The sequence below is a fragment of the Streptomyces durhamensis genome (genome assembly GCF_000725475.1).
Taxonomy (GTDB): Bacteria; Actinomycetota; Actinomycetes; order Streptomycetales; family Streptomycetaceae; genus Streptomyces; species Streptomyces filipinensis.
In genome coordinates this window covers 1-22,246 of record NZ_JNXR01000049.1, presented here as the reverse complement: position 1 = coordinate 22,246, position 22,246 = coordinate 1, and the positions used below count along the sequence as shown (strand labels likewise).

General features: G+C 70.4%; 20 protein-coding genes and 1 pseudogene. 16 read left to right on the top strand and 5 right to left on the bottom strand.

Features of this window, described 5'->3' with window-relative positions:
- The first annotated feature begins 110 nt into the window (after positions 1 to 110).
- From IO33_RS0140750 to IO33_RS0140710, 8 genes are all read left to right on the top strand, one after another.
- Positions 111 to 1,133 (top strand): hypothetical protein, encoded by a 1,023-nt coding sequence (locus IO33_RS0140750; RefSeq protein WP_157858050.1) that lies wholly within the window; start codon positions 111 to 113, stop codon positions 1,131 to 1,133.
- Positions 1,134 to 1,708: 575 nt separating this feature from the next.
- The gene (locus IO33_RS51525) at positions 1,709 to 2,269 is read left to right on the top strand and encodes a hypothetical protein (protein WP_209439011.1); all 561 of its coding nucleotides are present in this window, start codon (positions 1,709 to 1,711) and stop codon (positions 2,267 to 2,269) included.
- Entirely contained in the window at positions 2,266 to 2,847 is a 582-nt protein-coding gene (locus IO33_RS51520) for a hypothetical protein (RefSeq protein ID WP_051927279.1), read from the top strand. Before IO33_RS51525 ends, IO33_RS51520 begins: the two co-directional genes overlap by 4 nt.
- Positions 2,844 to 4,616 (top strand): ThiF family adenylyltransferase, encoded by a 1,773-nt coding sequence (locus IO33_RS51515; RefSeq protein ID WP_051927278.1) that lies wholly within the window; start codon positions 2,844 to 2,846, stop codon positions 4,614 to 4,616. Before IO33_RS51520 ends, IO33_RS51515 begins: the two co-directional genes overlap by 4 nt.
- The gene (locus tag IO33_RS0140730) at positions 4,613 to 6,991 is read left to right on the top strand and encodes an ATP-binding protein (RefSeq protein WP_107069502.1); all 2,379 of its coding nucleotides are present in this window, start codon (positions 4,613 to 4,615) and stop codon (positions 6,989 to 6,991) included. Before IO33_RS51515 ends, IO33_RS0140730 begins: the two co-directional genes overlap by 4 nt.
- Positions 6,988 to 7,677 (top strand): hypothetical protein, encoded by a 690-nt coding sequence (locus tag IO33_RS50865; RefSeq protein WP_157858048.1) that lies wholly within the window; start codon positions 6,988 to 6,990, stop codon positions 7,675 to 7,677. Before IO33_RS0140730 ends, IO33_RS50865 begins: the two co-directional genes overlap by 4 nt.
- A 35-nt stretch (positions 7,678 to 7,712) precedes the next feature.
- Positions 7,713 to 8,696: a hypothetical protein gene (locus IO33_RS0140720; protein WP_031174149.1), complete on the top strand. Its 984-nt coding sequence runs from the start codon at positions 7,713 to 7,715 to the stop codon at positions 8,694 to 8,696.
- A 347-nt stretch (positions 8,697 to 9,043) separates the two neighbouring features.
- Entirely contained in the window at positions 9,044 to 10,321 is a 1,278-nt protein-coding gene (locus IO33_RS0140710) for an acyl-CoA dehydrogenase family protein (RefSeq protein WP_245236047.1), read from the top strand.
- Between the two features lie 223 nt (positions 10,322 to 10,544).
- Here the strand turns inward: IO33_RS0140710 and IO33_RS0140705 are convergent, their stop codons facing one another.
- Entirely contained in the window at positions 10,545 to 11,660 is a 1,116-nt protein-coding gene (locus tag IO33_RS0140705; RefSeq protein WP_031174147.1) for an FAD-dependent oxidoreductase, read from the bottom strand.
- A gap of 72 nt (positions 11,661 to 11,732) precedes the next feature.
- Here IO33_RS0140705 and IO33_RS0140700 point away from each other — a divergent pair, with 72 nt between their 5' ends.
- Positions 11,733 to 12,413 (top strand): TetR/AcrR family transcriptional regulator, encoded by a 681-nt coding sequence (locus IO33_RS0140700; protein WP_031174146.1) that lies wholly within the window; start codon positions 11,733 to 11,735, stop codon positions 12,411 to 12,413.
- 263 nt (positions 12,414 to 12,676) lie between these two features.
- Here IO33_RS0140700 and IO33_RS0140695 read toward each other — a convergent pair whose 3' ends face one another.
- Together IO33_RS0140695 and IO33_RS50860 are read right to left on the bottom strand one after the other, a co-directional pair.
- Positions 12,677 to 13,744, bottom strand: coding sequence for a DNA polymerase III subunit beta family protein (locus IO33_RS0140695; protein ID WP_078964140.1), 1,068 nt, complete (start codon positions 13,742 to 13,744; stop codon positions 12,677 to 12,679).
- Positions 13,745 to 13,868: 124 nt separating this feature from the next.
- Positions 13,869 to 14,185, bottom strand: a pseudogene (locus tag IO33_RS50860) (IS630 family transposase); the annotation flags it as partial.
- A gap of 702 nt (positions 14,186 to 14,887) precedes the next feature.
- On the opposite strand from IO33_RS50860, the gene IO33_RS0140685 reads away from it, so the two are divergent.
- Positions 14,888 to 15,376, top strand: coding sequence for a GNAT family N-acetyltransferase (locus IO33_RS0140685; RefSeq protein WP_031174143.1), 489 nt, complete (start codon positions 14,888 to 14,890; stop codon positions 15,374 to 15,376).
- A 328-nt stretch (positions 15,377 to 15,704) separates the two neighbouring features.
- Here IO33_RS0140685 and IO33_RS0140675 read toward each other — a convergent pair whose 3' ends face one another.
- Positions 15,705 to 16,814: a YeiH family protein gene (locus IO33_RS0140675; RefSeq protein ID WP_037687271.1), complete on the bottom strand. Its 1,110-nt coding sequence runs from the start codon at positions 16,812 to 16,814 to the stop codon at positions 15,705 to 15,707.
- A gap of 95 nt (positions 16,815 to 16,909) precedes the next feature.
- On the opposite strand from IO33_RS0140675, the gene IO33_RS0140670 reads away from it, so the two are divergent.
- From IO33_RS0140670 to IO33_RS50850, 5 genes are all read left to right on the top strand, one after another.
- Positions 16,910 to 17,908 (top strand): LysR substrate-binding domain-containing protein, encoded by a 999-nt coding sequence (locus IO33_RS0140670; RefSeq protein ID WP_063765861.1) that lies wholly within the window; start codon positions 16,910 to 16,912, stop codon positions 17,906 to 17,908.
- A 365-nt stretch (positions 17,909 to 18,273) separates the two neighbouring features.
- Positions 18,274 to 18,687 (top strand): PH domain-containing protein, encoded by a 414-nt coding sequence (locus IO33_RS0140665; RefSeq protein ID WP_390991807.1) that lies wholly within the window; start codon positions 18,274 to 18,276, stop codon positions 18,685 to 18,687.
- The gene (locus tag IO33_RS0140660; RefSeq protein WP_031174139.1) at positions 18,684 to 20,228 is read left to right on the top strand and encodes a PH domain-containing protein; all 1,545 of its coding nucleotides are present in this window, start codon (positions 18,684 to 18,686) and stop codon (positions 20,226 to 20,228) included. The genes IO33_RS0140665 and IO33_RS0140660 overlap by 4 nt, the downstream gene beginning before the upstream one ends.
- Positions 20,229 to 20,326: 98 nt before the next feature.
- Positions 20,327 to 20,758, top strand: a complete 432-nt coding sequence (locus tag IO33_RS50855; protein ID WP_157858058.1) for a luciferase domain-containing protein — start codon at positions 20,327 to 20,329, stop codon at positions 20,756 to 20,758.
- Positions 20,673 to 20,879, top strand: a complete 207-nt coding sequence (locus IO33_RS50850) for a three-helix bundle dimerization domain-containing protein (protein WP_167349509.1) — start codon at positions 20,673 to 20,675, stop codon at positions 20,877 to 20,879. Before IO33_RS50855 ends, IO33_RS50850 begins: the two co-directional genes overlap by 86 nt.
- 214 nt (positions 20,880 to 21,093) lie before the next feature.
- Here the strand turns inward: IO33_RS50850 and tnpA are convergent, their stop codons facing one another.
- Entirely contained in the window at positions 21,094 to 21,510 is a 417-nt protein-coding gene (gene tnpA, locus IO33_RS0140650) for an IS200/IS605 family transposase (RefSeq protein ID WP_078964138.1), read from the bottom strand.
- Positions 21,511 to 21,537: 27 nt separating this feature from the next.
- Between tnpA and IO33_RS0140645 the strand changes: the two genes are divergently transcribed.
- On the top strand, positions 21,538 to 22,246 hold a 709-nt coding region (locus tag IO33_RS0140645), incomplete at its 3' end, for an RNA-guided endonuclease InsQ/TnpB family protein (protein ID WP_031174137.1).

Here is a 22,246-nt window from a genome sequence, read left to right as displayed (position 1 = left end):
GCCAGGCGGTCCAGGATGCCATTCAGGAAGAGCGGGTTTGCGGGGATTGCCGAGAAGGTCGAAGCCGAAACACTTTCGAGTGATGTCATCGGCGCTGGAGGGCTTCCGGCATGTCAGAGACCTACGTATTGCCCACGTTGGTGAAGGGCCCCTTCCCGCTTCCGGCACGGGAGCTTCTGGTGAACGTCGGCTGGCTCGCCGTGGTCTTCCGCAACGGCGTGCCCTGCCGGGTCTGCCGTCCCGGACGGCACAGCTCGCTGGTGGGCCTGTTCACCGGCCGCAGGTTGCCCGTGACCGGCGAACTGTCCGTGGTGCTGTTCGACAACGCTCCGCAGACCGTGCAGATGGCCGCCGACGCCGTACGGCTGGCGGACGCCCGCAAGATCGGCGTCACCGCGGTCGCGGTGGTGCGGCCTCGCTGGAGCGCAGATCCCGAGTCGTTGCTGGACGTCGCGACGCGCTACGGCGTGCTCAGTCACCGGTACGGGGAGGCCGCCGGCTTCCAGCTCGACGCCGACTTCCGCGCGTGGGCGCGAAGGCTGCTTCGCGAGCGTGGCCACGACGACGTCTATCTCGCCGCCGACAGCCGCAGCGCTCTGACCGGGCCGCACGGCGCGGCCGGCCCGGCCGCCGGTCCCGGCGAGGGGTTGCTGGTCGTCGAGCGGTTCGTGCACGTCGTCGTCACACCCGACCCGGTGGTCGTCGCCATCGAGCGTGAACACGACAAGGTCGACATCAAGGCTGCCGCCCTGGAGGCCAAGCTCGCACTTGAGCCCCTCGCCGCAGCACTGCGCGAACTCAAGAGCCTGCACGACGACCGCCTCGCCCGCGTTCGCGATCTGCGGCGGGCCGAGCTGGATGTGGACATGGCCGCGGTGTACGGGGTGATCCCCCTGTTCATGCGCGACCCGAAGGCCGCCACCGAGGTGGTCAAGACACGCTGGCAGGTGCTGAACGGGCTGTTGAACGAGTACGCCGACATGCTCCCGTTCGCGGCCGAGGAACTCGGCGTCACGCCGACGCAGTTGCTGCAGAACCTGGCGCAGGGCCGCGTCCCCACAGCCGACCGGGACGGCGGGTCGTCGTCCCCCGACGAGATCGGACAACTCGACGAAAGGAGGCGTCCCGCATGAACTCCGGACCTCACCGTCAGCAGGAGAACGGCCGGGACGAAGAGCCCGGCGTGGGCGGGACCGGCACGGATCCCCGTCCGGCACACCCGCCGGAGGACGCTCGCGGTGGTGGCCCCGGCAGCGGCGGCGGACCACACGGCACGACACGCGGGGGGAACCGCGTCCGGGGCAGCGAACACCTTCCGCACGAGGTGAACGACCCTCTCGAGCAGCGCAGGCGCTGGGGCCGGCAGGATGCCGGGGCCGGGCAGGACGGTGGTCAGGGGCGGCCGGGTCGGACGCGTGGGGGAGAAGGCACGGGGCATTCCACCGAGGGGTCGGGACAGCGCCGCGATGGCGGCGGCCGGGGCCAAGAGCGCGGAGGGGAGCGGGCCGGGCAGGACGGTGGTCAGGGGCGGCCGGGTCGCACGCGCGGGGGAGAGGACACGGGGCATTCCGCTGAGGGATCGGGAGAGCCTCGCGGCGGCCGGGGCCAAGAAGGTGGAGGAGAGCGGCCCGGGCAGGGCACCGGGCGCCCGTCCGAACACCCCGTCAACCAGAGGGGACGACAACAGGAGTCCGGCGGCGGAGGGTTCGTGCCGAGCTGGCCCTCGCCCAGGCAGCGAGACGTGCACGCTCCGGGCGGCTGGCACATCGAAACCCGCGCGGAGCTGGAACAGCGGAGCCGGGGGCACCGCCCGGAGCAGGGAGAGGGACAGACCGCGCCACCGGGTAACCACCGGCAGCCGGCTCGCGACGCCGGAACACCCTCGCACGGCGGCACACCCCAGCGACTGCGCTCGAATGACGCGGCCGACGGGAACCCGACGGATGCGTACAAGACCTTCGACGAACGCCATGGCACGGGAGGGCGTGCCGACTCGTGGCAGAAGGAGACGGACCCCAAGCAGGGCGGCCGCGCTGAATCGACGCAGCGGGACCGGACGGACTTCTCCTCCCAGCTCCCGCGGCCCGACAAGGGGCACGGATCGCCGGGAGACGCGCACCGGTCGACGGAAACCCGGCCGCAGGAATCCGCTCCGCAGCAGCGGACGGACTTCCACACCTCGATCAGCGGATCCCGCGCCGAGGGAACGAGCAGTTCCCACGACGACAAGCCGCCCTCGGGCTCGGGGATCGGGGGGCACCGCGGATGAGCAGGAACTCCGGCGACCTGAACGAACTGCGAGACATCATCATGCAGGCGCAGACCAGGCAGGACCCCTACCCGCAGGATCCGGCGGCACGGATCACCGTGGGACGGGACGGGCAGATCTACCGGGGCGATCCGACGGACGACGAACCGGTCTCCCGCGTGCATCACGGCACCTTCGCCGGAGTACGGGCCCTGTCGCGGCGCCTGGCGGCGGACCAGCGGTTCGCACGGACGCGCATGCCGGTGGGCACCGTGTACGTCGACGAACCGGACGTGTGCGGATGGGCGTACTCGATCACGACCGAACTCGCCGAGCGATACACGCTGTTCGCGTTCTTCGACGGGCGCGAGTACCGCGTCAAGCTGGTCGAGCCTGCGCTGGAGCAGCTCGTCCGGCTCGGGATCATCGGGGCGCACGACGGTCACCTGTACGCCGACGGGACGATCTGCCTGTCGGAGACGCGTGGCGCGGGTCAGCCGACGCTCGAGGAGGCGTACTCCAAGTCCGTTCTGTGGGCGCTGGGCATGGGATTCGTACGCAACGGCCACAGGTTCCCGTTCGCGGCGGAAGGGCGGTGATCCCCGTGATGCGGGTCAGGGTCACCGATCACGCGCTCGCCGCGATCGTCGACCGGATCGGTGCGGTGGCGCCGGAAGCCGGCGGTGCCCTGTTCGGGCCGCCCGGGACCGATCTGGTCACGCACCTCCTGCCGGACGAGGAGGCCAGCGTCACCCACGTGCGGTACCGCACCAGCGCCCGGCTGATCGAGGAGGTCGAGCGCCTCCAATACAGGGGTGCGGCCCGGTTCAAGGGCATCGTGCACTCGCATCCCGCGGAACTGCCGGAACCGTCGGACCAGGACCTGCGCGAATTCGGCCGGTCGTTGGCGCTGAATCCGCACCTGGGCCGCTATCTGGCGCCCGTGGTCACTCATGACGAAGGGCCGCCGGCCGCCCACGAGGTGGTCAGCCGTGGGGTACGGGTGTCGTGGTTCGGCGCGGTGAGCGTGGCGGGTGAGACCAAGGTGCTGCCGATGCATCCGCTCGTGCTGCCGGTTTCGGCCTCGCTGACCCGGGCCGGCGCCCAGGAAGTGGGGGAACCAGAGGTGCTGACCGTGCAGGAGGTCCCGGTGCTGGCCGTACGCGCCCGCTTCGACCAGCTGCCCTCGGTGTCGGCGGTGCTCTTCGGCGTGGACTTCCCGGCCACACCGCCGACGCTGGTCGCACACGGCTCGCCCATCGCGCTCCCGTGGAATCCGGCGGCCGCGGCCGCCGACCGGCTGGCCCTGGCCGTCACCGCGGCCAGGCGGCCACGCCGTCGGTCAACGGCGCCTGCGATCGCGCGGCTGCGCGAGGCTCCGGCAAGGGCGTCGGCCCTGCTGACGCGCCGGCACGCGCGCAGCGTCGGGAGCCGCTTGTTCGCACGGAGCGCGGGCCTGCTCGCCCCCGAGCTGGCTGGACGTCACGTCGTGTTGGCCGGGGCGGGATCGGTGGGAGCGTACGTCGCCGAGTGCCTGGTTCGCTCGGGTGTCGGTCGGCTCACCCTCATCGACCCGGAGCCCGTGGCCACGGAAAACCTCGGACGCAGCCCCTACGCGGTGCGCGACATCGGCCTCCCCAAGGTCCGCGCCCTCGCCTCCCGTCTCGTAGCCGTGAATCCGGAGCTGGTGGTCCGCGCGGTGCGGCGGCCCGTCCACGGCCTCGGCGCGCGGAACCTGGCCGAACTGCTGGGCGACAGCCACCTGTTGGTCGCCGCCACCGACGACAGCCGGGCCCAGCGCCACCTGGATCATCTCGCGTACTGGAAGGGGGTTCCGGCGGTGTTCCCCGGGCTGTACCGGGGCGCGGCAGGCGGTGAAGTGATCATGACCTATCCGGGCGCGGCATGCTGGGGCTGTGCCACGGCAGGCGTGCGCGATCTGTCGACCGGAACCTCCCTCGCGCAGCCGACCGACTACGGTACGGGCCGTTTGATCGCCGAACCGGGCCTGGTCGTGGACATCCAGCATGTCTCGGCCGCGGCCACCAAGATCGCGCTGGCCCTGTTGCATCCGGCCGACGGTGAGAGCGGGGACGCGCGCATCGCACGGTTCCTCACCGGCGCTCGCGAACGCGGCCAGTCCTATGTGGCCTTCGGCACCGAGCCCGGCTACTGGCTGTTCGGACACGTGCTGCGCGAGGCGCCGGGCCAGCATGCCTTCCAGAGTGTCTGGATGACGGTCGAACGCAGGCCCGACTGCCCGGTGTGCGGTGCCGAGGACACCAGGACCGACCCGTTGGCTGCGACGGCCCAGGACGTTTCCGTCGGCCGCCTGCGCCATCTCCTGCGAACAGGGGGGCGATCATGAGCGCCCCACGGGAACCGGGCGGTTCACCGACCGTGGGTGGCGTCACCCTCGCGGTCGTCCGGCTGCCCGCCCAGGCCACCGTTCCAGCGCCCGAGGGCGCGCCGCGGACGGTTGACGACGTGCTGCGGCTGAGGCTGACGGAGTTCCTCTCGGGCATACGGCCCTGCGACAGCGTCGCCGTACACGCCCGGGTCCGGCGCGATCCGGCGGCCGGGACGGCCCGGGTCACCCTGCGGCTGACAGGGCAGCCCCGGACGGTCGCCGGTCACACCGACCGTTTCCGTGATCTCCTCGCCGGACTGACCGACCTCGAGACGACCGACGGCGGGCGGACAGGTGCTGACGGCGCGCTGGTGTGGCGGTTGAGCGCCGGGCCCGCCGGGTGGACGCCGGGCCGGCGCATCGAGTTCTGGCCGCCCGGCGGTTTGGGGTGGGCTCCTCTGCTGGACGCCGTCGAGCGTGCGGCCGGGGCCTGCGCTGTCCGGGTGGCGCTGACACCGCTCGTGCCGCCGCGCACCGTTGTGCCGGTGCTGCGCCGGGCGGTCCGGCGCCTCGCCGGGCAGCCGACCGCGGCACCGGACGAGGCGGGAGCCGGCGAAGCGGCGGCCCAGGCGGCTCCGATCGCCGCGCTGGACGCCCTGGATCGTGCGCCGGTGGCCTTCCACGCGACCCTCACGGTCACCGCTGACGCCCCCGCCGTGGCAGCGGAACTGGCGGCGGCGCTCGGTGCGCCCGGTCTGTCGCCCGAGCCCGTCCTCGCTCTGCCCCGCTCCGGCATGCTGGAGCTGGTCCGCGCCGGGGCGATCGTCGCTCCGCACACCGCGGCCGGCCTGCTGCCACTGCCCGCGCTGCCCATGGAAGCCGTCACGCGCCACACCCGGCGCCCCGCGATCGTCTCCCGCTACGCCCCGGAGCCGGAGGGGCCCGGGGTGTGGCTCGGCCGGTCGGCCGGCGGTCGGCCGTACCGACTGCGGATGCCGGATCTGAATCAGCATCTGCTGGTCACCGGGCTTACCGGATTCGGCAAGACGACCACGGTGATGACGCTGCTACGGCGCATGTGGCGCGAACACGCTGTGCCCTATCTGGTCGTCGATCCGGAGAAGACCGTCTACCTCCCGTTGGCCGCCCGAGCCTTGAGGCTCGGTCACGACGGGACCCAGATCAACCCGCTGGCCGTTCCCGAGGGGGTGGACCGGAGCGCGTTCGCGGACACCGTGGCCGAATGCCTGGACGCGGCCACGGGGCTGTCGGCCTCCTGGCCATTCGCGGCGGCGGCGCTGCGCAACGCGGTCAGCGATCTCTTCCAGAGCGACGAACCCGCGACCGTGGCCACGCTCTACCGGGCGGTCCTGGAACAGGCGTCCGTGCACGGCGGCACCGGAGAGCAGGCGGCCAACCTGCGCGCCTCGCTCGGACAGCGGGTGCAGAGCCTGTTGGCGGGAGCGGGAGGCGACGCGCTGGCCGGCGGCCCGGGAGCCGGACTGGACTGGGGACGGCTGCTGGCCGAGCCCTCGGTGATCACGCTGGCCGACTTCGGCGACCACGCCGCCAGACAACTGGCCTTCGGTCTGCTGCTGGCCGGGCTCGTGGCCTATCGGCGAGCACATCCCCTCGCGGGCTTCGGTCATCTGGCCGTCCTGGAGGAGGCGCATCTGCTGCTCGGCGACGGCCATACGCCCGGCCCGAGCGGGCCTCAGTCGTCGGCCGCAGCGGAGGCGGCCGCGACGGCGATCGCGACCCAGCGTTCCTACGGCCAGGGGTTCGTCCTGGTCACCCAGAGCCCGAGGCAGCTTCCCGAGGCGGTGACCGATCTGTTCCCCAATCTGCTCACGCACCGGCTCCACGGGGAACCGGGGCCCGGCGCGATCGGCCAGGTGGCCGCGCAGGTACCGATGCTGGGCCGGGGCGAGGCGTTCGTGGTGACGGCGGGCGGCCACCCGGAGCCGGTATGGGTGTCCGTGACCCCCGAACCAGCCAAGCCCGCGGACGCGTTCGACCCGGCTGTGTCCGGTCCGCCTGCGAGCGGGCGGACCGAGCCGGCCGAGCGGATCTGGTGCCAGGCCTGCCCTCGCCCCTGTGCGGCCCGGCACTGGCTCCGGTTGCTGCCCGAGGTCGAGGACGAGCTGGCGGGCGTCCCCCAGGAAGCCCAGGCGGAGGCCGCTCTGGGGGCGCTGGGGGACCGGGTGACGCGTGACGCCATGCGTTTCACCTACGAGGAGCTGCACGCCGGTTTCTACTGCGTCATCGCCCGGGCACTGACCCGGGCGCGCGCGGCCGACCGGCGCGGGGCAGCAGCGGCCGTACGAGAAGCGCGCATGATGGCCGACCGCGTGGCGGCCGACACCCGACGAGGCGCGGAGCCCGACTCATGACAGCCAACGAAGACCTGAACAGGATCCGGCAAGCGATCACAGGACGGGCCGGCCCCGCTCCTGTCACGGGGGGACCAGGTGCCCTCACCGGGAAGGGAGGGACACCGAGCGCCGCGGGGAAGGGCAAGAAGAAGGGCGGTCCGGCTCCGCTGCCGTCCCGTTCCGCCCCGCTGCCGTCCCGTGCGGCCCCGCCGCCACCGCCGCGCGAGCGGGACCGCGGCCAAGGCGTCCTCGGCGGGATCATGTTCCTGGTGGCGGCGGCGGTGGTGATCGCCGGGTGGACCGGCTCCCACGACCTGCCCCACTTCTGGTCCCACACACCGTCCTGGTCCTCGGGGTCCTCGGCCGGCGCCGGCGCGTATCCAGCCGTGCCCCCGGACGACGGCTCGTATTCCGCCCCCAAGGAGCTTCGGGTCAGCCCCGAGAGCGGCCCGGCCGCGAGCACGGTCACCGTGAGCGGATCCGGGTTCATTCACAACGGCCTGGTGAAACTGACGTTCCACGCCACTTCCATGGGCGAGGTGGAGAGCGACGGCAACGGCGACTTCACCACACGGATGAGGCTTCCGGACCCCGAGTTCTACGGCCACTTCCCCGGCCAGACGTTCTCCATCAGCAGCACCGAGTACACCCGGGACGGCACCTATCAGGGCAACGGGCCGGACGCCCGGTTCCGGGTCGGCTGAGGCCGACCGGCACACAGACACAAGGAGGTCGTTCCATGGTCGCCATCAGGCGGATCACGACACTGCTGGCAACGGCGGCACTCGCCTTCGTGTGCGGCACGGCACCCGGCGCGGCGGCAGGACCGAGCGCGTTCAACGACTGCACGGCGCCGGTCCGGGGCGAGGCGTGCCTGTTCCTCACCCTCAAGACCGGCGGAGACGACCTGAGGGGAGGTGGCAACAATCTCACCGTCACGGTGCACACCCGCTCCCAGGGCAGCCTCGCCGTCGGCAACGTCAACCTGGACTCGGGGTGGGCGAACGGCAGCACCCACACCGTCGGCATCAGCCTGCTGAAGCTCTTCCGCAAAAACATCGCGGCGCGCGAGATCACCACCCTTGGTCTGGACGCCAACTTGCAGCCACGCTCGGCCTTCGAGGACCCGGACAACTGGAATCTGGACTTCGCATCGGTCGCGTACCGCGTCGCCGGCGGCGCAGCCAGGACACTCGCTCAGGCCAGCCGGGCCACGCCGTTCCGTTTCACCCGCGACGGCAGCAGCAGGTACCTGCGGATCGACGGCCTGCTCGACACCGGTTTCGAATGGCAGGGATTCCGGGCCATCGGCGCTCCCTGGACGACCGAGGGCTCCGATCCCAAGGGCGTCGACGTCAAGCGGGGCCTCGCCCGGTCCGGGTCCAACAACGCCTGGATCCGCACGTCGAGCAGGAGCTGGAACGCAATCCTCCAGACGATCCCGGTGAACCCGCATCAGAACTACGTGCTGAGGGGATGGGTCCGCACCTCGGGTCACGGCGCGGGCGCCGACGTGAACACCGCCTTCTTCGGGGTCCGGATGGCCGGGCTGTGGCCGCCGGTCGAGCGGCATTTCGGGCCCAGCCCCGCCAACCGGTACCAAGAGGTCGTCCAGCCGTTCAACCCCGGCAACCGCACATCGGTGACCGTGTTCTGCGGGTTCTGGGGACTGGGCCGGGACGGCTGGATCCAGTTCGACGATCTCTCGGTACTGCCCGCCTGAAAACGGGATGCGTCCTGCGCCGACGGCGATGGGCCGTCGCCTTGGTCGATGGCGCGGCGGACTTCGGGGAGGCACACGAAGGCCAGCAGGCCGATACACACCTCAGGCGGGCCGGCGGGGAGTTCATCGCCGGCCCGCCGGTCGACCACCGTAATCGTCCTTGGCGCCCACCAGGAACACCGTCGCCGCCAGGATGTTCAGGCGCGAGCCGGACCAGATGCCGGCGCACGCCGTGGCGGACCCTGCCTCGCCCATCGGTTCGCCGTGTCGACGAGGCCCCAGCCGCCGTCTTTTGACTGCGCAGGTGGCCGCCCGCACGATGGAGCGCGGGCAGGCATACGGATACGGTGCCTGGACTGGCCGACGGCCACTTGCCCGACCAGTTCACGTGCCAAGGAGGACCTCTCATGACGATGGGTGCCAGAAACCGCGCCGCGGAACCTGCCCCGCACCTCGAACAGGCCACGCTGCCCGGACGCGCCGCGGCCTTGGTCGAGTTACTCCGGCGCAATGCCGCCCGCACCGAACAGGACCGCTGCGTTGCTGCGGAAAACATCGCGGCTCTCGATGAGGCCGGACTGTTCAGCCTCACCGTTCCCCAGCGGCTCGGCGGGCACCAGGAACGCATCCGCACGCTGGTCGAAGTGAGTTCCGAACTCGGCCGCGGCTGCGGATCGACCGCCTGGACCACCAGCTTGATCAACATCTCGGGCTGGCTCATCGGCCTCTATCCCCAACGCGCCCAGCGTGAGGTCTACACGCAGGGTCCCGGCACCCGTGCCTGTGCGGCCCTGCCGCCCCATGGGACAGGCAGGACAGCCGACGCAGGCAGCATCGTCACCGGACGATGGGGCTTCGCCTCCGGCTGTCTCCACGCCCGATGGGCGCTGCTCGGCATGACGCTCACGGACGAGCGCGGCGAGCGCCTGGACCAAGCACTGGCCCTGGTCCCGATGGACCAGCTGACGATCGAGGACACCTGGCACGTTGCCGGGATGCGCGGCACCGGCAGCAACACCCTCATCGCCGAAGGCGTCTTCGTCCCAGCCCACCGCATCCTGTCGGTGACGCACGCGCTCCAGGGCATCTATCCGACCGAGTTCAAGGACGAGACCCTGTACCGCGCGGCGTTCGTCCCCACGCTCGCCCTGTCGCTCGCCGGCCCACTGCTGGGCCTGGCCCGCGGCGCAATGGAGCTTGTGCTGGCCTCCCTCGCCCTGGGCCGGGGCATTTCGCACACGAACTACGCCGAGGCACGCGAGGCCCCCTCCACCCAGACGCAGCTCGCCGAGGCAGCGTCATTGATCGATACCGCCACCCTGCACCTGATGCGCGCCGCGGACGACGCCGACAGTTGGGCGGCGAGCGGCCAGAGCATGCCCCTGATCAACCGGACCCGGGCGCGCATGGACATCGGCACGGTCGCCCGCTGCTCACGAGACGCACTGGACCTGCTGCTGAACGTCCAGGGGACCCGGAGTTTCGCCGACGACAGTCCGCTGCAGCGCATCTGGCGGGACCTGGAGACCGGCACGCGGCATGCGATGGTCAACCCCGCCATCGCGACCGAGATGTACGGCCGGGCCCTGCTCGGTATCGAGGACCAGATCAGCCCGCTGATCTGAACGGGGAGCGCTCGACGACGCCCGGACGCTCCCTACGGCTACCCGAGACCGTGGGCGGGGCCGGCCGGCACAGCGTTCAGGTCATCGTGATCGACGCCGTCCACGACACGGCCATGAGGCGGAGGCAGGCCCTTGCCCGCGGCGTGAGGCAAACCGAGAAGCCCCAAGCCACAGCTCGACACGTAGGTCACAGGCGGTGAGAACCGACAGACCTTGTAGCGCCTCAAACTCCGTCAGGTTGGAAGAACGCGAGCAGCTTCTGGGCGGCGTCCGGCGACATCAGCAATTCCTGCATGTTCGCGGACATCCGGGCGGCAGCGCTGGTGCGCTCGAACATCTCGCGTTCGTATTCCTTGACGGCGGAGGGAAAGTCATCTGGGTGCGCGGCCAGCGCGAGACCGAGCAGGGCGCCGTCGAGCAGCGCCATGTTGGCTCCCTGGCCCACCGGCGGCATCAGGTGCGCGGCATCGCCGAGCAGCGTGACGTCTGGTGTCGACGGCCAGGTGAGGCCGACCGGAAGACTGGTGATCGACCGCGGCACGACCGTGTCGTCGCAGGCCGCGATCAGCGCGGTGAACCGTGAGTCCCAACCGGGGAGCAGGTCGATCAGCCGCGCCCGGGCGGCGGCCGGGTCGTCGAACGGGATCCCGCTGGTGGCGAACCAGTCCTCGTCGGTGTTGTAGAAGCTGACTCCGATGCGGACGCGGCCGTCGCCGTTGCGCTGCGCCGCCAGGGATATTCCGTTGCCGAGCACCCAGTAGTTGCCGCGCCCGACCATCGCCGCGAGGTCGGGGTGCGTGCGGTCGATGTCGGGAATACCGATTTCGACCACGTTCTGGCCGATATGCGCCGGGCGGGCGTCGGTGAGAAGCGCGCGGACCCGGGACTGCGCGCCGTCCGCGCCGACCAGCAGGTCGTACGCCGCGCTGCTGCCGTCGGCGAAATGCAGCAGGCCGCTGTCGGCGGATATGAACGCGCGCCCCCAGCGCACCACGTCGTCGGGGAGGGAATCCAGCAGCAGGTTGCGCAGATCGGCACGGTCGACCTCGGGTCGATCGAGCGGGGCGTCGTCGGGTGTGTCCTCCTGGAGCAGCAGAGTGCCGTCCGGCTCGAGAAGGCGCATGTCCTGGCCTTCGCCACGGGCAATCTCGTAGAACTGGTCGATCAGACCGGCCTCGCGCAGCGCCCGCTGGCCGGAGTGGATGTCGAGCATGCCGCCCTGACCGCGCGCACCGCGTGACGACTCACGTTCGTACACGACGGAGTCGATGCCGTTCATGTGCAGCACCCGGGCGAGAGCCAGGCCGCCGAGGCCGGCTCCGACGATGGCAATGGTCATGGGTGCCTCTCCCTTCGATACGCCGTACTGACCGATACACTGTATCGCCCGATGCGGTGTATTGTTAGCGGCATGTTGGTGTGGGAGAGGCCGGAGCCGCCGAATCGACCCGTTCCGGCCCCGCTGAACCGAGAGCGGATCGTGCGGGCAGCGATCCAGTTGGCCGACGCGGACGGCCTGGAGGCCGTGTCGCTGCGCAAGGTCGCCACCGCGCTCGGCGTCGGGCCGATGCGGTTGTACAACTACATCGCCAGCAAGGAGGAGCTGCTCGACCTGATGGTCGACGCGGCCTATGCCGAGATCCGGCCGGCCGGAGACGGCTGGCGCGAGACGCTGCGGTCGCTTGCCGAAACCACCCGGCAAGCCGCTCACGAGCACGAATGGCTCGCCGATCTGCTCGGTGGCCGACCGCAGCTCGGACCGCACGCGCTGGCCAAGGGGGAGGCCGTGGTGGCCGCGCTGGACGGCGTTGACCTGGACGACATCATGCCCATGGTCTCCGCGGTCAACTCGTATGTGATCGGTGCGGTGCGTCGGGAGATCGCCGAGCGGCGTGCCGAGCGGGCCAGCGGGATGGACGAGAGGCGTTGGCAGGCCTCACTCGGGCCCTATCTGGAGCGGGCCTTCGCCACCGGCCGATTCCCCGCACTGGCCACGGTGGTGCGGGATGCCGCCCACCTGGACACCGACCACACCTTCCGGATCGGCCTCGACTTCCTGCTCGACGGCATCGAAGCCCGCATCTCAAGGTGACGCGCGGCCGAAGAATCGGACCGGTACCGGCCGAGGCGCGAAGTCGGCGCGTTGAGAGTTGCCCAAGCGCATGACGCCCCGTGAGACACCCCGGGGACACCTCGGTACATGCCACCAGCAGGCTGTCGGCGCCCGCCGGCCGCCGCCCTGCGGGTCCGTCTCCATTGACGAGGGTGCGTCTGTCGCCATCGATGCGTTCGCCAGCACCCTGAGCCGACTGCGTCCGATTGGTCCGGGCGAGCCGGATCAGGGTGAGTGGACCGTCAGTCCTCCAGGCGGACCGGCATCAGGATCGAGAAGGTGCCCTCGTCGTCGGGCCGGCGGATCGCGACCGGCACCGTGGGGGTGGCGAGCTCAAGAATCAGTCGGTCCCGGGCCCCGGCGGCCAGCGCGTCCAGCAGGAACTCACGGTTCACGGCGACGCGGTCCGGGTCTGCGTCACCGTCTGTGCAAACCGTCACCGTGCCGCCATCCTCCACCCTGAGCACGCTGAGGGCGGGCGCTCCGGCCTCTCCGGAACGGACAGGACCGGTCTCCAGGGCCTTCCGAAAGGCCGCCACCTCGACGACGGCGCGGCGCCCTGCGGCCTGGGGGAGGAGACGACGGTAGTCGGGGAAGTCGTGGTCGAGGCACTGACCGGCTGCCTGCCTGTCTCCCACCTCCAGCGACACGCGGTCGCCGTCGACAGACAGCCGCACGGGTCCCTCGCTGTCCAACAGCGCCCGCATCGCGTCGGCGAGCGGGGTGGGCACGATGACCTGCACCCGGCTCCCGTCGTGCCCCGCGATACCGGCCTGTGCGACAGCCATTCGGTACCGGTCGGTAGCCACGAGGTGGAGTCTCTCGCCCTCGATGTCGAACAGGACCCCGCCGAGCATCGGCAGTTCAGGGTCGGTACTCGCCGCGAAACGGACGGCGTCCAGCGCGGCTGCCAGCTCGGGCGCGGCGCTGGGCACACGGACGGTGGCGAAGCGGAGCGATGTCATGGCATTCTCCCGGTGATCGAGCAGAGCACGGAGCGCGGAGAACTCGCTGCGGGCATCGGCGAGTCCCTGTTCGAGACGGCGCAGGTGCGCCTTGAGCAGTCTTCGGACCAGACCGGTGTCCGCGCCGGACCAGCTGGCCAGCACCAGCCTGATGTCCGGCAGTGGCATTCCGGCCCGGCGCAAGCGGGCCAGCAGCCGGGCCTCTTCGAGCTGCTGGGGCTCGTACCAGCGGTAGCCGCTCACCGGATCGACCCAGGCCGGGACCAGCACACCGGCACGGTCGTAGAACCGCAGGGTGCTCACGCCCAGACCGCTGTCGCGGGCCATCTCGCCAATGCTGCGCATGTCGTTCTCCACACCCGGCACTCTGGGCCCTGCACCAGGTCGAGGGTCAACCCGGCCCCGGCTCCGGAGCGGATCTCGCGACGGCGGAAGGCAGGTGCTGCGGCTCGGCGGCGCTGAGGCGAGACTGGTGGGCGGCCCGGATCAGGTCTCGGTAACCGGTCCGGGCAAAGCTCTTGCGCTCGTCAAGGCGAGTGTCAGCGTGGGGCCGGTGAATCAGCTGTGAGGGCTGACTGGGCTTGTGGCAGGCCAGCGCGGCGACCGATAGACGGCGGCGGGAGCGGCCGCGCACCCATACGGTCGGGGTGTGGCCGCGCCTGGACCAGGTGCGGGTGGTGGGCGGCGTCATCGAGAAGCCGGCTTCGTCATCGAAGACGAGCCAGGCGTCGAGCGCCGCCGCGGTCCTTCCACGCTCGGCCAGGTCTCCTTCACCCAGCCGGCCACACGTCACCCAGCTGCTGCCGCTGCTGGACAAGGTCCCGGCCGTGGCCGGCGTGGTGGCCTGCGAATCCGCTGGGAGCGACGAGACGACATCCACGAAGCCTTCCTCGGCCTCGCACCTGCCTCATCACACACCGCTACGTCCAATGCCTTTGTCAGGACCTCTAAAGGGTGTTCGAGAGATTCGTACGCCGAAGCACCGGGGTAGGAAGAAATGGACGGGATGGTCACCGACACGGGCTCAGAGGTCCGCATCGGTCACCGCCGCCAAGTCCTCATCCCCTGAAGTCGGGCTCATACTGCCGTACGAACGGGCAACGGTGGTGCAGATAGCTGCCGCCGGCACGCCGCCCGCCTTGAGATCCTTCGCAAACCGGTGTCCGCCTACGCTTCCGCAGGACCAATTTTGGCCGCGCTGATAGGTGAACCGTGCAGCCGCCTCCGGCGTGCAGCGGATCGACACCGCCCCAACCACCACGCCAGCTGGGTGCAGAACCTGCTGCCCCGGCCCTGGCCGCCCACCCGTACCTGTGGGTCTCCACGGAGGCCGTGCTACAGGTCGAGAGGCCACACCGCCTCCCGATCTCTGTTCGCGGAACGCCACTGGGCCAGCTGTTCCTCGCGGATCTCGGGTTGAAGAAGTCGTCGGCGGCGGGCAGCCGACCCGCCGCACGAAGGCACTCCTCGGTGCGAAATACTCTCCCAATGAGTTCACGGACTTCCCCGATCAGCCAGCCGATCACGATACGGAGGGCTGTCGCGCGGGATGCCAAACGGCTCACGCGGCTCGTGCGTGGTTCAGGCGCCTACGAGGGCAAGTACGCATCCGCAGTCGCGGGCTACCGGGTCGGTCCTGATTACATCGAGGCCCACCGCGCCTTTGTGGCCGTCGGCGGCGACGAGCACGGAGGTCGGGTCCTCGGGTTCTACTCGCTCGTCCTTGCTCCACCGGAGCTCGACCTGCTGTTCGTCGCCGACGACGTGCAAGGACGGGGTATCGGACGGCTCCTCGTCGCGCACATGCAGTCCGAGGCCCGTGCCGCGGGGATCGACCGTCTCAAGGTCGTGTCGCACCTTCCCGCCGAGGACTTCTACCACCGCGTCGGTGCGGTGCGGACCGGGACCGCGTTCGCGAACCCGCCCGCCGTGCCGTGGGACCGTCCCGAATTCGAGTTTCGTATTCCTTCGGGATGAGGCGGCGTGCGCATCCCGATCGCCGAGCGCGGCAAGGGTCTCAAGATCGCCGTCGGTGGGGAGCCTTCCCGCAAGGAGATCTCCGGCTGAACCAGGCCACCCGGACTGACCTGCGGCGGAGGACGAGCACCTCCCTCGCTCGTGCTCCGCACCGACCAGGCGGGAGCAGCCGGACAAGGGCGGAGGTCGACATAACTATGCGACCGGAAGCGTTCCTCGACCATGTGCAGGAACGCGGCGAGCAAGAAAGCCGACCCGCAGGACGGCGGCTCTGCGGGTTCTGCCTCACGCCGACGGTGCGGTCTACCGGCATCCTCGGGGCCGACGGTCACACGTACCGGGCCAGGAACTGGACGCCCAGGCTGGTGGCGGACACGACGAGCCACAGGCAGCCTCCGAGCAGCAGGGGTGCGGGACCGCTTCGGCGCAGCCTGGAGGGTTCCGTGGACAGCCCGATCGCGGACAGCGCGACGGTGATCAGGAAGACGGAGAGCGTGCTGAGCGGGCCGTGGGCGGCGGACGGGACGAGGCCGGCGGTGTTCACGGCCGCCAGGACGAGGAAGCCGGTGAGGAACCACGGCACCAGTCGGCCGACGCGCACCGGGCCGGGCAGAGCGCCTGGTACGCCGACGTCGGTCACCGTGCCCGCGGTCCGGGCACGGCGGCGGCCGAGGGCGGCCAGGCCCAGGCAGATCGGGATGATCAGCAGTGTGCGGGCGAGCTTCACCACCACCGCGTAGTCGGCCGCGGAGCCGCCGTAGGTGGTGGCGGCGGCGACCACCGAGGACATGTCGTTGACCGCGGTGCCGGCGAACAGGCCGAAGGCGTGCTGACCCATGCCCAGCAGATGCCCGAGGGCGGGGAAGGTCAGCACCGCCGCGATGTTGAAGACGAAGATCGTGGAGACGGCGTAGGCGACCTCCGCCTCGGCCGCGCCGATGACCGGCGTGACGGCGGCGATCGCGGAGGCGCCGCAGATGCCGGTGCCCACACCGATCAGCGTGCGCAGGTCGCGGACGACCCCCAGACGGCGCCCGATCCCGTACGCCGCCGCCAGGCAGGCGGTGAGCGTCAAGATCATCACCGGAAGTGAGCCGACGCCGACCCGCAGCACCTGGCCCAGGGACAACTGCGCGCCCAGCACCACCACCGCGGCCTGGAGCACTCCTCGCCCGGCAAAGGCGATGCCCGGTCTCATCCGGTCACCCGGCCGTACCATCACCGCCACCAGCACCCCGAGCACGATTGCGCTCACCGGTCCGCCGACGACGGGGACCAGTCGGCCCAGCGCGGTCGCGACGAGGCCCACACCCGCGGCGAGGGCCAGCCCGGGAAGCCGGACCGCAAAGCCGGGGAACCGGGCGGCGAGGGCGGCGCCAGGCCTTCGAGCAGTGGCAAGGCGGGTGGTACCTGACGGGGAGAGGCTGGCGTCCTTCATGATCACCACTCTGGTCAGCCCCGCGCTCGCCCTGTAGCCCCTGATCGAGCAGGAGGTCATAGCCTAGGCGTATGACTAGGTCATACGCTGGTGCTGTGACAGACTCAGTCGTGCCGGATCCCCGGACCGCTTCCCTCCCCTTGCGCACACCCGACCTGGAGTCGCTACGGCTCCTGGTTCTCGTTGCCGACCTGGGCAGTCTGGGCCGGGCCGCCGAGCGGCTGCGGATCTCCCAGCCGTCCGCGAGTCGTCGGCTGTCCACGCTGGAACGCGGGCTGGGACTGGTGCTGGTCGACCGGACCCGCCGCGGATCCCGGCTGACGTTGGCCGGGCAGACCGTCGCCGGCCACGCCCGGCGGGTCCTGGACGAGTTGGACGAACTGCTCGCGGGAGCCGTCCGATTGCGCGACCGGCGGGAGGCCGAACTGCGCGTCGCGGCGAGCCTGACCATCGCGGAGTACCTGCTGCCCACCTGGATCAGCGAGCTGCGCGCTCGCCGGCCGGAGCTGTACATCGGGCTGCAGGTGACCAACAGCGAGCATGTGCCCGAGCTGGTGGAGTCGGGGGAGGCCGACATCGGGTTCATCGAGGGGCCGCGCCTGTCCCGTGTGATGTCCACACGGCAGGTGGCCGAGGACCGGCTCGTCGTCGTGGTCGATCCCGCTCATCCGTGGGCGCGGCGACGTGAGCCGCTGTCGGCGCAGGAGCTGTCCCGTGCCCCGTTGGTGCTGCGGGAGAGCGGTTCCGGCACCCGGCAGACCCTGGACCGCGCCCTGCACCTGGCCGGCTGCGAACGCGTCCGGCCCCTGGTGGAGCTCGGCTCGACGGCCGCCGTGCGCGGCGCGGTGATCGCCGGCACCGGCCCGTCCGTACTGAGTGAGCTGGCCGTGCGCGGGGACATGGCCGAGGGCCGGCTGATCGGCGTCGATGTGGAGGGCGTCGACCTCACGAGGGATCTGCGCGCGGTCTGGCCGACCGGGCGGCGCCTGGTGGGTCCGGCGGCGGAACTGGTCGAGGTGGCACGCCGGGCGGTCGGGCGGCAAAGTGACCCGACCGCGCGAACGGAGCCGGAGAACCGCAGGCCGCCAGGGTGATCGGCGGCTGCCGGCGGCGGACGCCGGCACTCCTTGGCGGGTGAACCGCGGCGGCGCGGCCCCGCAGCCACCGGCGTATCCACCCACCGTGGAGGATGGTGCCGACGCGGACCGCCCTCCTGCTGAACGAGCGCCGCCGGTTGCGCGACGGACAGACTCCTGCGGCGGCAACACGGCAACACGGCAGCGCGCCGGGTGGGTTCCGTCGATACGCCCCGATATGACCGATCGTCAGATCCGGCTTCGGTGCAAGATCGTCTCAGAACTAGGGTGGAGCAGTGAAACACTTGGATGATGTCAGGCTCAGGCCCCCGCGTAATCGCGTCGAATCCCGGGCAGTGGGCTGGTGGACCCTTCAGGCTTCGATGTTCGCCCTCCCCCTGCCGATCGTCTTCGGCGTGCTGTATCTCTGTATACCGCCCGCCAGGCCGTTCTTCGGCTGGGCCTTCCTGATCTCGCTCGTACCGGGCCTCGCCTACATGGCCGTCATGCCCGTCTGGCGTTACCGGGTGCACCGTTGGGAGACCACCGACGAAGCCGTCTACGCGGCGTCCGGCTGGCTCTGGCAGCGCTGGAGGGTCGTGCCGCTGTCCCGCATCCAGACCGTGGACACCCTGCGCGGGCCTCTCCAGCAGCTCTTCGGTCTCGCCGGCATCACCGTCACCACCGCCTCCTACTCCGGCGCCGTGAAGATCAAGGGGATCGACCACCGGACCGCTCGGGAAGTGGTCGAGCACCTCACCAGGATGACCCAGGCCACGCCGGGAGACGCGACATGAGCCACGACACCGAACGGCTGGAGGCCGCCGGGACCTCCAACGGCGCCACCGAAGGCCCCGAGTGGAGCAGGCTCAGCCCCAGACTGCTGTGGGTCAACCTGAGCATGATCGCCGGACCGCTCGTCCTGTTCGCCGTCACGGCCGCGTTGACCGGTGCCGACCTCCAGGCCCTGATCTCGCTCGGCTCACTGGTGATCACCTTCCTGGTCATCACCGGGATCAGTACGATGCGGCTGCTGACCACCCGTTTCCGTGTCACCGGCGATCGCGTCGAACTGCGCTCCGGCCTGCTCTTCCGCAGCCACCGCTCGGTCCCGTTCGACCGGATCCGCAGCGTGGACATCGAAGCCAAGCCGATGCACCGCCTCTTCGGCCTCACCTCGCTGCGCATCGGTACCGGCGAACAGACCGCGTCCTCCAGCCGCAAGCTCTCCCTGGACGGCATCACCAGGCATGACGCGCGCCGACTGCGCAGGCTCCTCATCGACCGGCGCGGCAGTGACCCCGCCACCGGCCAGGACGATGACGTCACCATCGCCGAGATGGACTGGGCCTGGCTGCGGTACGCGCCGCTCACCGTGTGGGGCGTCGGCAGCGTCTTCGCCGGCGTCGGTACCGCCTACCGCATCCTGCACGAGATGAAGGTCGACCCGCTCGAACTGGGCATCGTCAAGGACATCGAGGACCGCTTCGGTTCCGTACCCCTGTGGTTCGGCATCCTCGTCGCCGTCGTGATCACCGCCCTCCTGGGTGCCGCGATCTCCACCGCCACCTTTGTGGACGCCTGGACCAACTACCGCTTGGAGCGTGAGCGGGACGCCGGCTTCCGAATCCGCCGCGGACTGCTCATCTCCCGCTCCGTCAGCATCGAGGAGCGCCGGCTGCGCGGTGTCGAGGTCGCCGAGCCGATGCTGCTGCGCTGGGCGGGCGGCGCCAGCCTGAGCGCCATAGCCGGCGGCCTCAGCAACAGCGACGACAACCGAAGCCGCTGTTCCCTCACCCCGCCTGTGCCCCGGGAAGAGGCCCTGCGGGTCGCCGCCGACGTGCTTGCCGAGAAACGGCCCCCGACGGAGATGAAGCTCGTAGCGCACTCCCGCGTCGCCCTGCGCCGTCGCATAAACCGCGGCCTGTGTGTCCTCGCGCCTGTCGTCGCGATCCTGCTGGGCCTGGGGCTGTGGCTCACCCCCGTCCTGGTGCACACCGCCTGGATCACGGCACTCGTCGGCGTGCCGGTCGTCATCGCCCTCGCCAATGACGCCTACCGTGCCCTCGGCCACGGCGTCCGCGACCGCTACCTCGTCGTCCGTGCCGGCACCTTCACCCGCCGCACCGTCGCCCTCCAGCGGGACGGCGTCATCGGCTGGAACATCTCCCGCTCCTACTTCCAGCGGCGCAACGGACTGCTCACCATCGGCGCCGCCACCGCAGGTGTCGGCTGCTACAAGGTGCGGGACGTGTCCGTGGGCGTCGGCCTCGCCTACGCCGAAGAGGCCGTACCCGAGCTGCTCGCCCCGTTCATCGAACGCGTCCCGCGCGACTGATCCTCAGACCAACTGGCGGACCTCGGAGAGGTGGAGGGGCGGCAACCCCCGAGCCGTCTCGTGTCTGGAGGACAGACGTGCGTGAGGAGTATGGGGCCGTGCCTCTGGCCCAGCGTGCCCTGGAGGAACTGGAGACCTGGCCCGACCTCACGGCGGCTCCGGCCGGTTGCGGCACAGATCGGGCACTGCGCTCCCCGTACGATGAGAAGGAGATGACGGCTGTTCGGCTTGTGCCCGGTTCGCGGTGGGTGACCGTGCACCTCGACTGTGACGGCGACGTCGACCTGCCGATGAGCCTGGTCAGCATCGCGCTGCAGGCCCATCAGGCGGTGTGTCCGTTCGTGGACGCACCGCCCGCGGTGTGCAATTTCCGCCGCGTCACGGTGCTGGACCGTGACAATGATCTGGACCACACAGGACCACCAGCTGACGCGAGGGGGAGCCGTGGCGACCGACCCCCGCGAGGACGAGGCCATGCGTGGCGTCAACGAGCGACTGAAGGCCGCCCACGGGCAGACGCACAGCCTTGACGAGATCACGGCGGTCGTGGCGGGGGCCTATGCCGCGTTCAGGGACCGGCCTGTACGTGACTTCATTCCGATCCTCGTCGAGCGCAGGGCGCGGCGGATCCTGGACGGGGCTTCCAAGTGATGGCCACGGCTCTGTCCGGCGCGGAGGGTAGTCGCCGGCCAACCTCACCGAACTTCGGGATGGCCGGTGAGAACGTCGCGTGGTCGAGCAGCGTGTCGGGGGTGTGGACGACGTACGCCCCGGCCGAGTGGTTCGCGTTTACCGGGTTCCTTGCAGAAAGCCCCGGCGTTCACGCCGGGGATGAATGCATCTCAAGACTGCTCTGACGTGCACTTTAGAGCGGTCGTTTCTGCTGCTCGATGTTTTGGCGGACGATCGCCAACGGCGCACCGCCGCACGACGCGGAGAAGTAGGAGGGCGACCACAGGTGCCCGTGCATGACGGCGCGGTTGATTCGGCCGGTGAACTCCTGCCGTATCCGCCGGGCGGAGACGCCCTTGAGGCTGTTGACCAGCTCGGAGACGGCGACCTTCGGCGGGTAGTGCACCAGGAGGTGGACGTGATCGCGCTCGCCGTTGAACTCCTTCAGCTCCGCTTCGAAGTCCTCGCAGACCTTGCGCATGATCTCTTCGCAGCGCTTCAGCATCTCGTCGTTGAACACTCCGCGCCGGTACTTCGTCACAAAGACCAAATGCACATGCATCGCCGAAACCACATGTCTGCCACGCCTGTAATCGTTTAGCTCACCCATGAGACCAATCGCAGTAGGATCTTGGTTATGCAGCTCCGCTACAACTACCGGGTCTACCCGGATGCCTCCCAGCGCCGTGCGCTGGCCCAGGCGTTCGGGTGTGCCCGCGTGGTGTGGAACGACTGCCTGCGTGACCGGAAGGAAGCGCACGCGGCGGGGCTGCCGTACGCGAAGTCGGCGGACTTGTCGCGGCTTCGCATCACCCAGGCCAAGCGCACCGCCGAACGCGCCTGGCTCGCCGACGTGTCGGCGGTCGTCCTGCAACAGTCCCTTCGCGACCTGGACACCGCCTACAAGAACTTCTTCGACTCGGTCAAGGGCAAGCGGAAGGGCCGCAAGGTCGGCCCGCCCCGCTACAAGTCGAAGAAGGACACCCGGCAGTCGATCCGCCTCAACACCAATGCCTTCTCCCTCTCAGGCGACGGCACGGTGTACGTGGCCAAGGTCGGCAACCTCAAGGTCATGTGGTCGCGCCGACTTCCCACGGCCCCGACTTCTCTCACCGTCACCAAGGACAGCTCCGGTCGGTACTTCCTCGGCTTCGTCGTCGACACCGAGCCGGACATCCTGCCCGAGGCGGAGACCGACGCCGGTATCGACCTCGGCCTGTCCGCCTTCGCTGTCCTGTCCGACGGCTGGAAGATCAACAGCCCGCGCTTCCTGCGCCGGGCCGAGAAGAAGCTCAAGCGCCTTCAGCGGGAGCTGTCCCGCAAGGCCAAGGGATCGAAGAACCGGG

Bases quoted from the DNA above. Each gene is read 5' to 3' on its own strand.
- IO33_RS0140750 (WP_157858050.1), top strand. From the start codon at position 111: ATGTCAGAGACCTACGTATTGCCCACGTTGGTGAAGGGCCCCTTCCCG.
- IO33_RS0140695 (WP_078964140.1), bottom strand. From the start codon at position 13,744: ATGCGCAGCATTGGCGAGATGGCCCGCGACAGCGGTCTGGGCGTGAGC.
- IO33_RS0140660 (WP_031174139.1), top strand. From the start codon at position 18,684: ATGAGCCACGACACCGAACGGCTGGAGGCCGCCGGGACCTCCAACGGC.
- IO33_RS0140700 (WP_031174146.1), top strand. From the start codon at position 11,733: ATGTTGGTGTGGGAGAGGCCGGAGCCGCCGAATCGACCCGTTCCGGCC.
- IO33_RS0140705 (WP_031174147.1), bottom strand. From the start codon at position 11,660: ATGACCATTGCCATCGTCGGAGCCGGCCTCGGCGGCCTGGCTCTCGCC.
- IO33_RS0140675 (WP_037687271.1), bottom strand. From the start codon at position 16,814: ATGAAGGACGCCAGCCTCTCCCCGTCAGGTACCACCCGCCTTGCCACT.
- IO33_RS0140665 (WP_390991807.1), top strand. From the start codon at position 18,274: ATGTTCGCCCTCCCCCTGCCGATCGTCTTCGGCGTGCTGTATCTCTGT.
- tnpA (WP_078964138.1), bottom strand. From the start codon at position 21,510: ATGGGTGAGCTAAACGATTACAGGCGTGGCAGACATGTGGTTTCGGCG.
- IO33_RS0140720 (WP_031174149.1), top strand. From the start codon at position 7,713: ATGGTCGCCATCAGGCGGATCACGACACTGCTGGCAACGGCGGCACTC.
- IO33_RS50865 (WP_157858048.1), top strand. From the start codon at position 6,988: ATGACAGCCAACGAAGACCTGAACAGGATCCGGCAAGCGATCACAGGA.
- IO33_RS0140730 (WP_107069502.1), top strand. From the start codon at position 4,613: ATGAGCGCCCCACGGGAACCGGGCGGTTCACCGACCGTGGGTGGCGTC.
- IO33_RS0140685 (WP_031174143.1), top strand. From the start codon at position 14,888: ATGAGTTCACGGACTTCCCCGATCAGCCAGCCGATCACGATACGGAGG.
- IO33_RS51520 (WP_051927279.1), top strand. From the start codon at position 2,266: ATGAGCAGGAACTCCGGCGACCTGAACGAACTGCGAGACATCATCATG.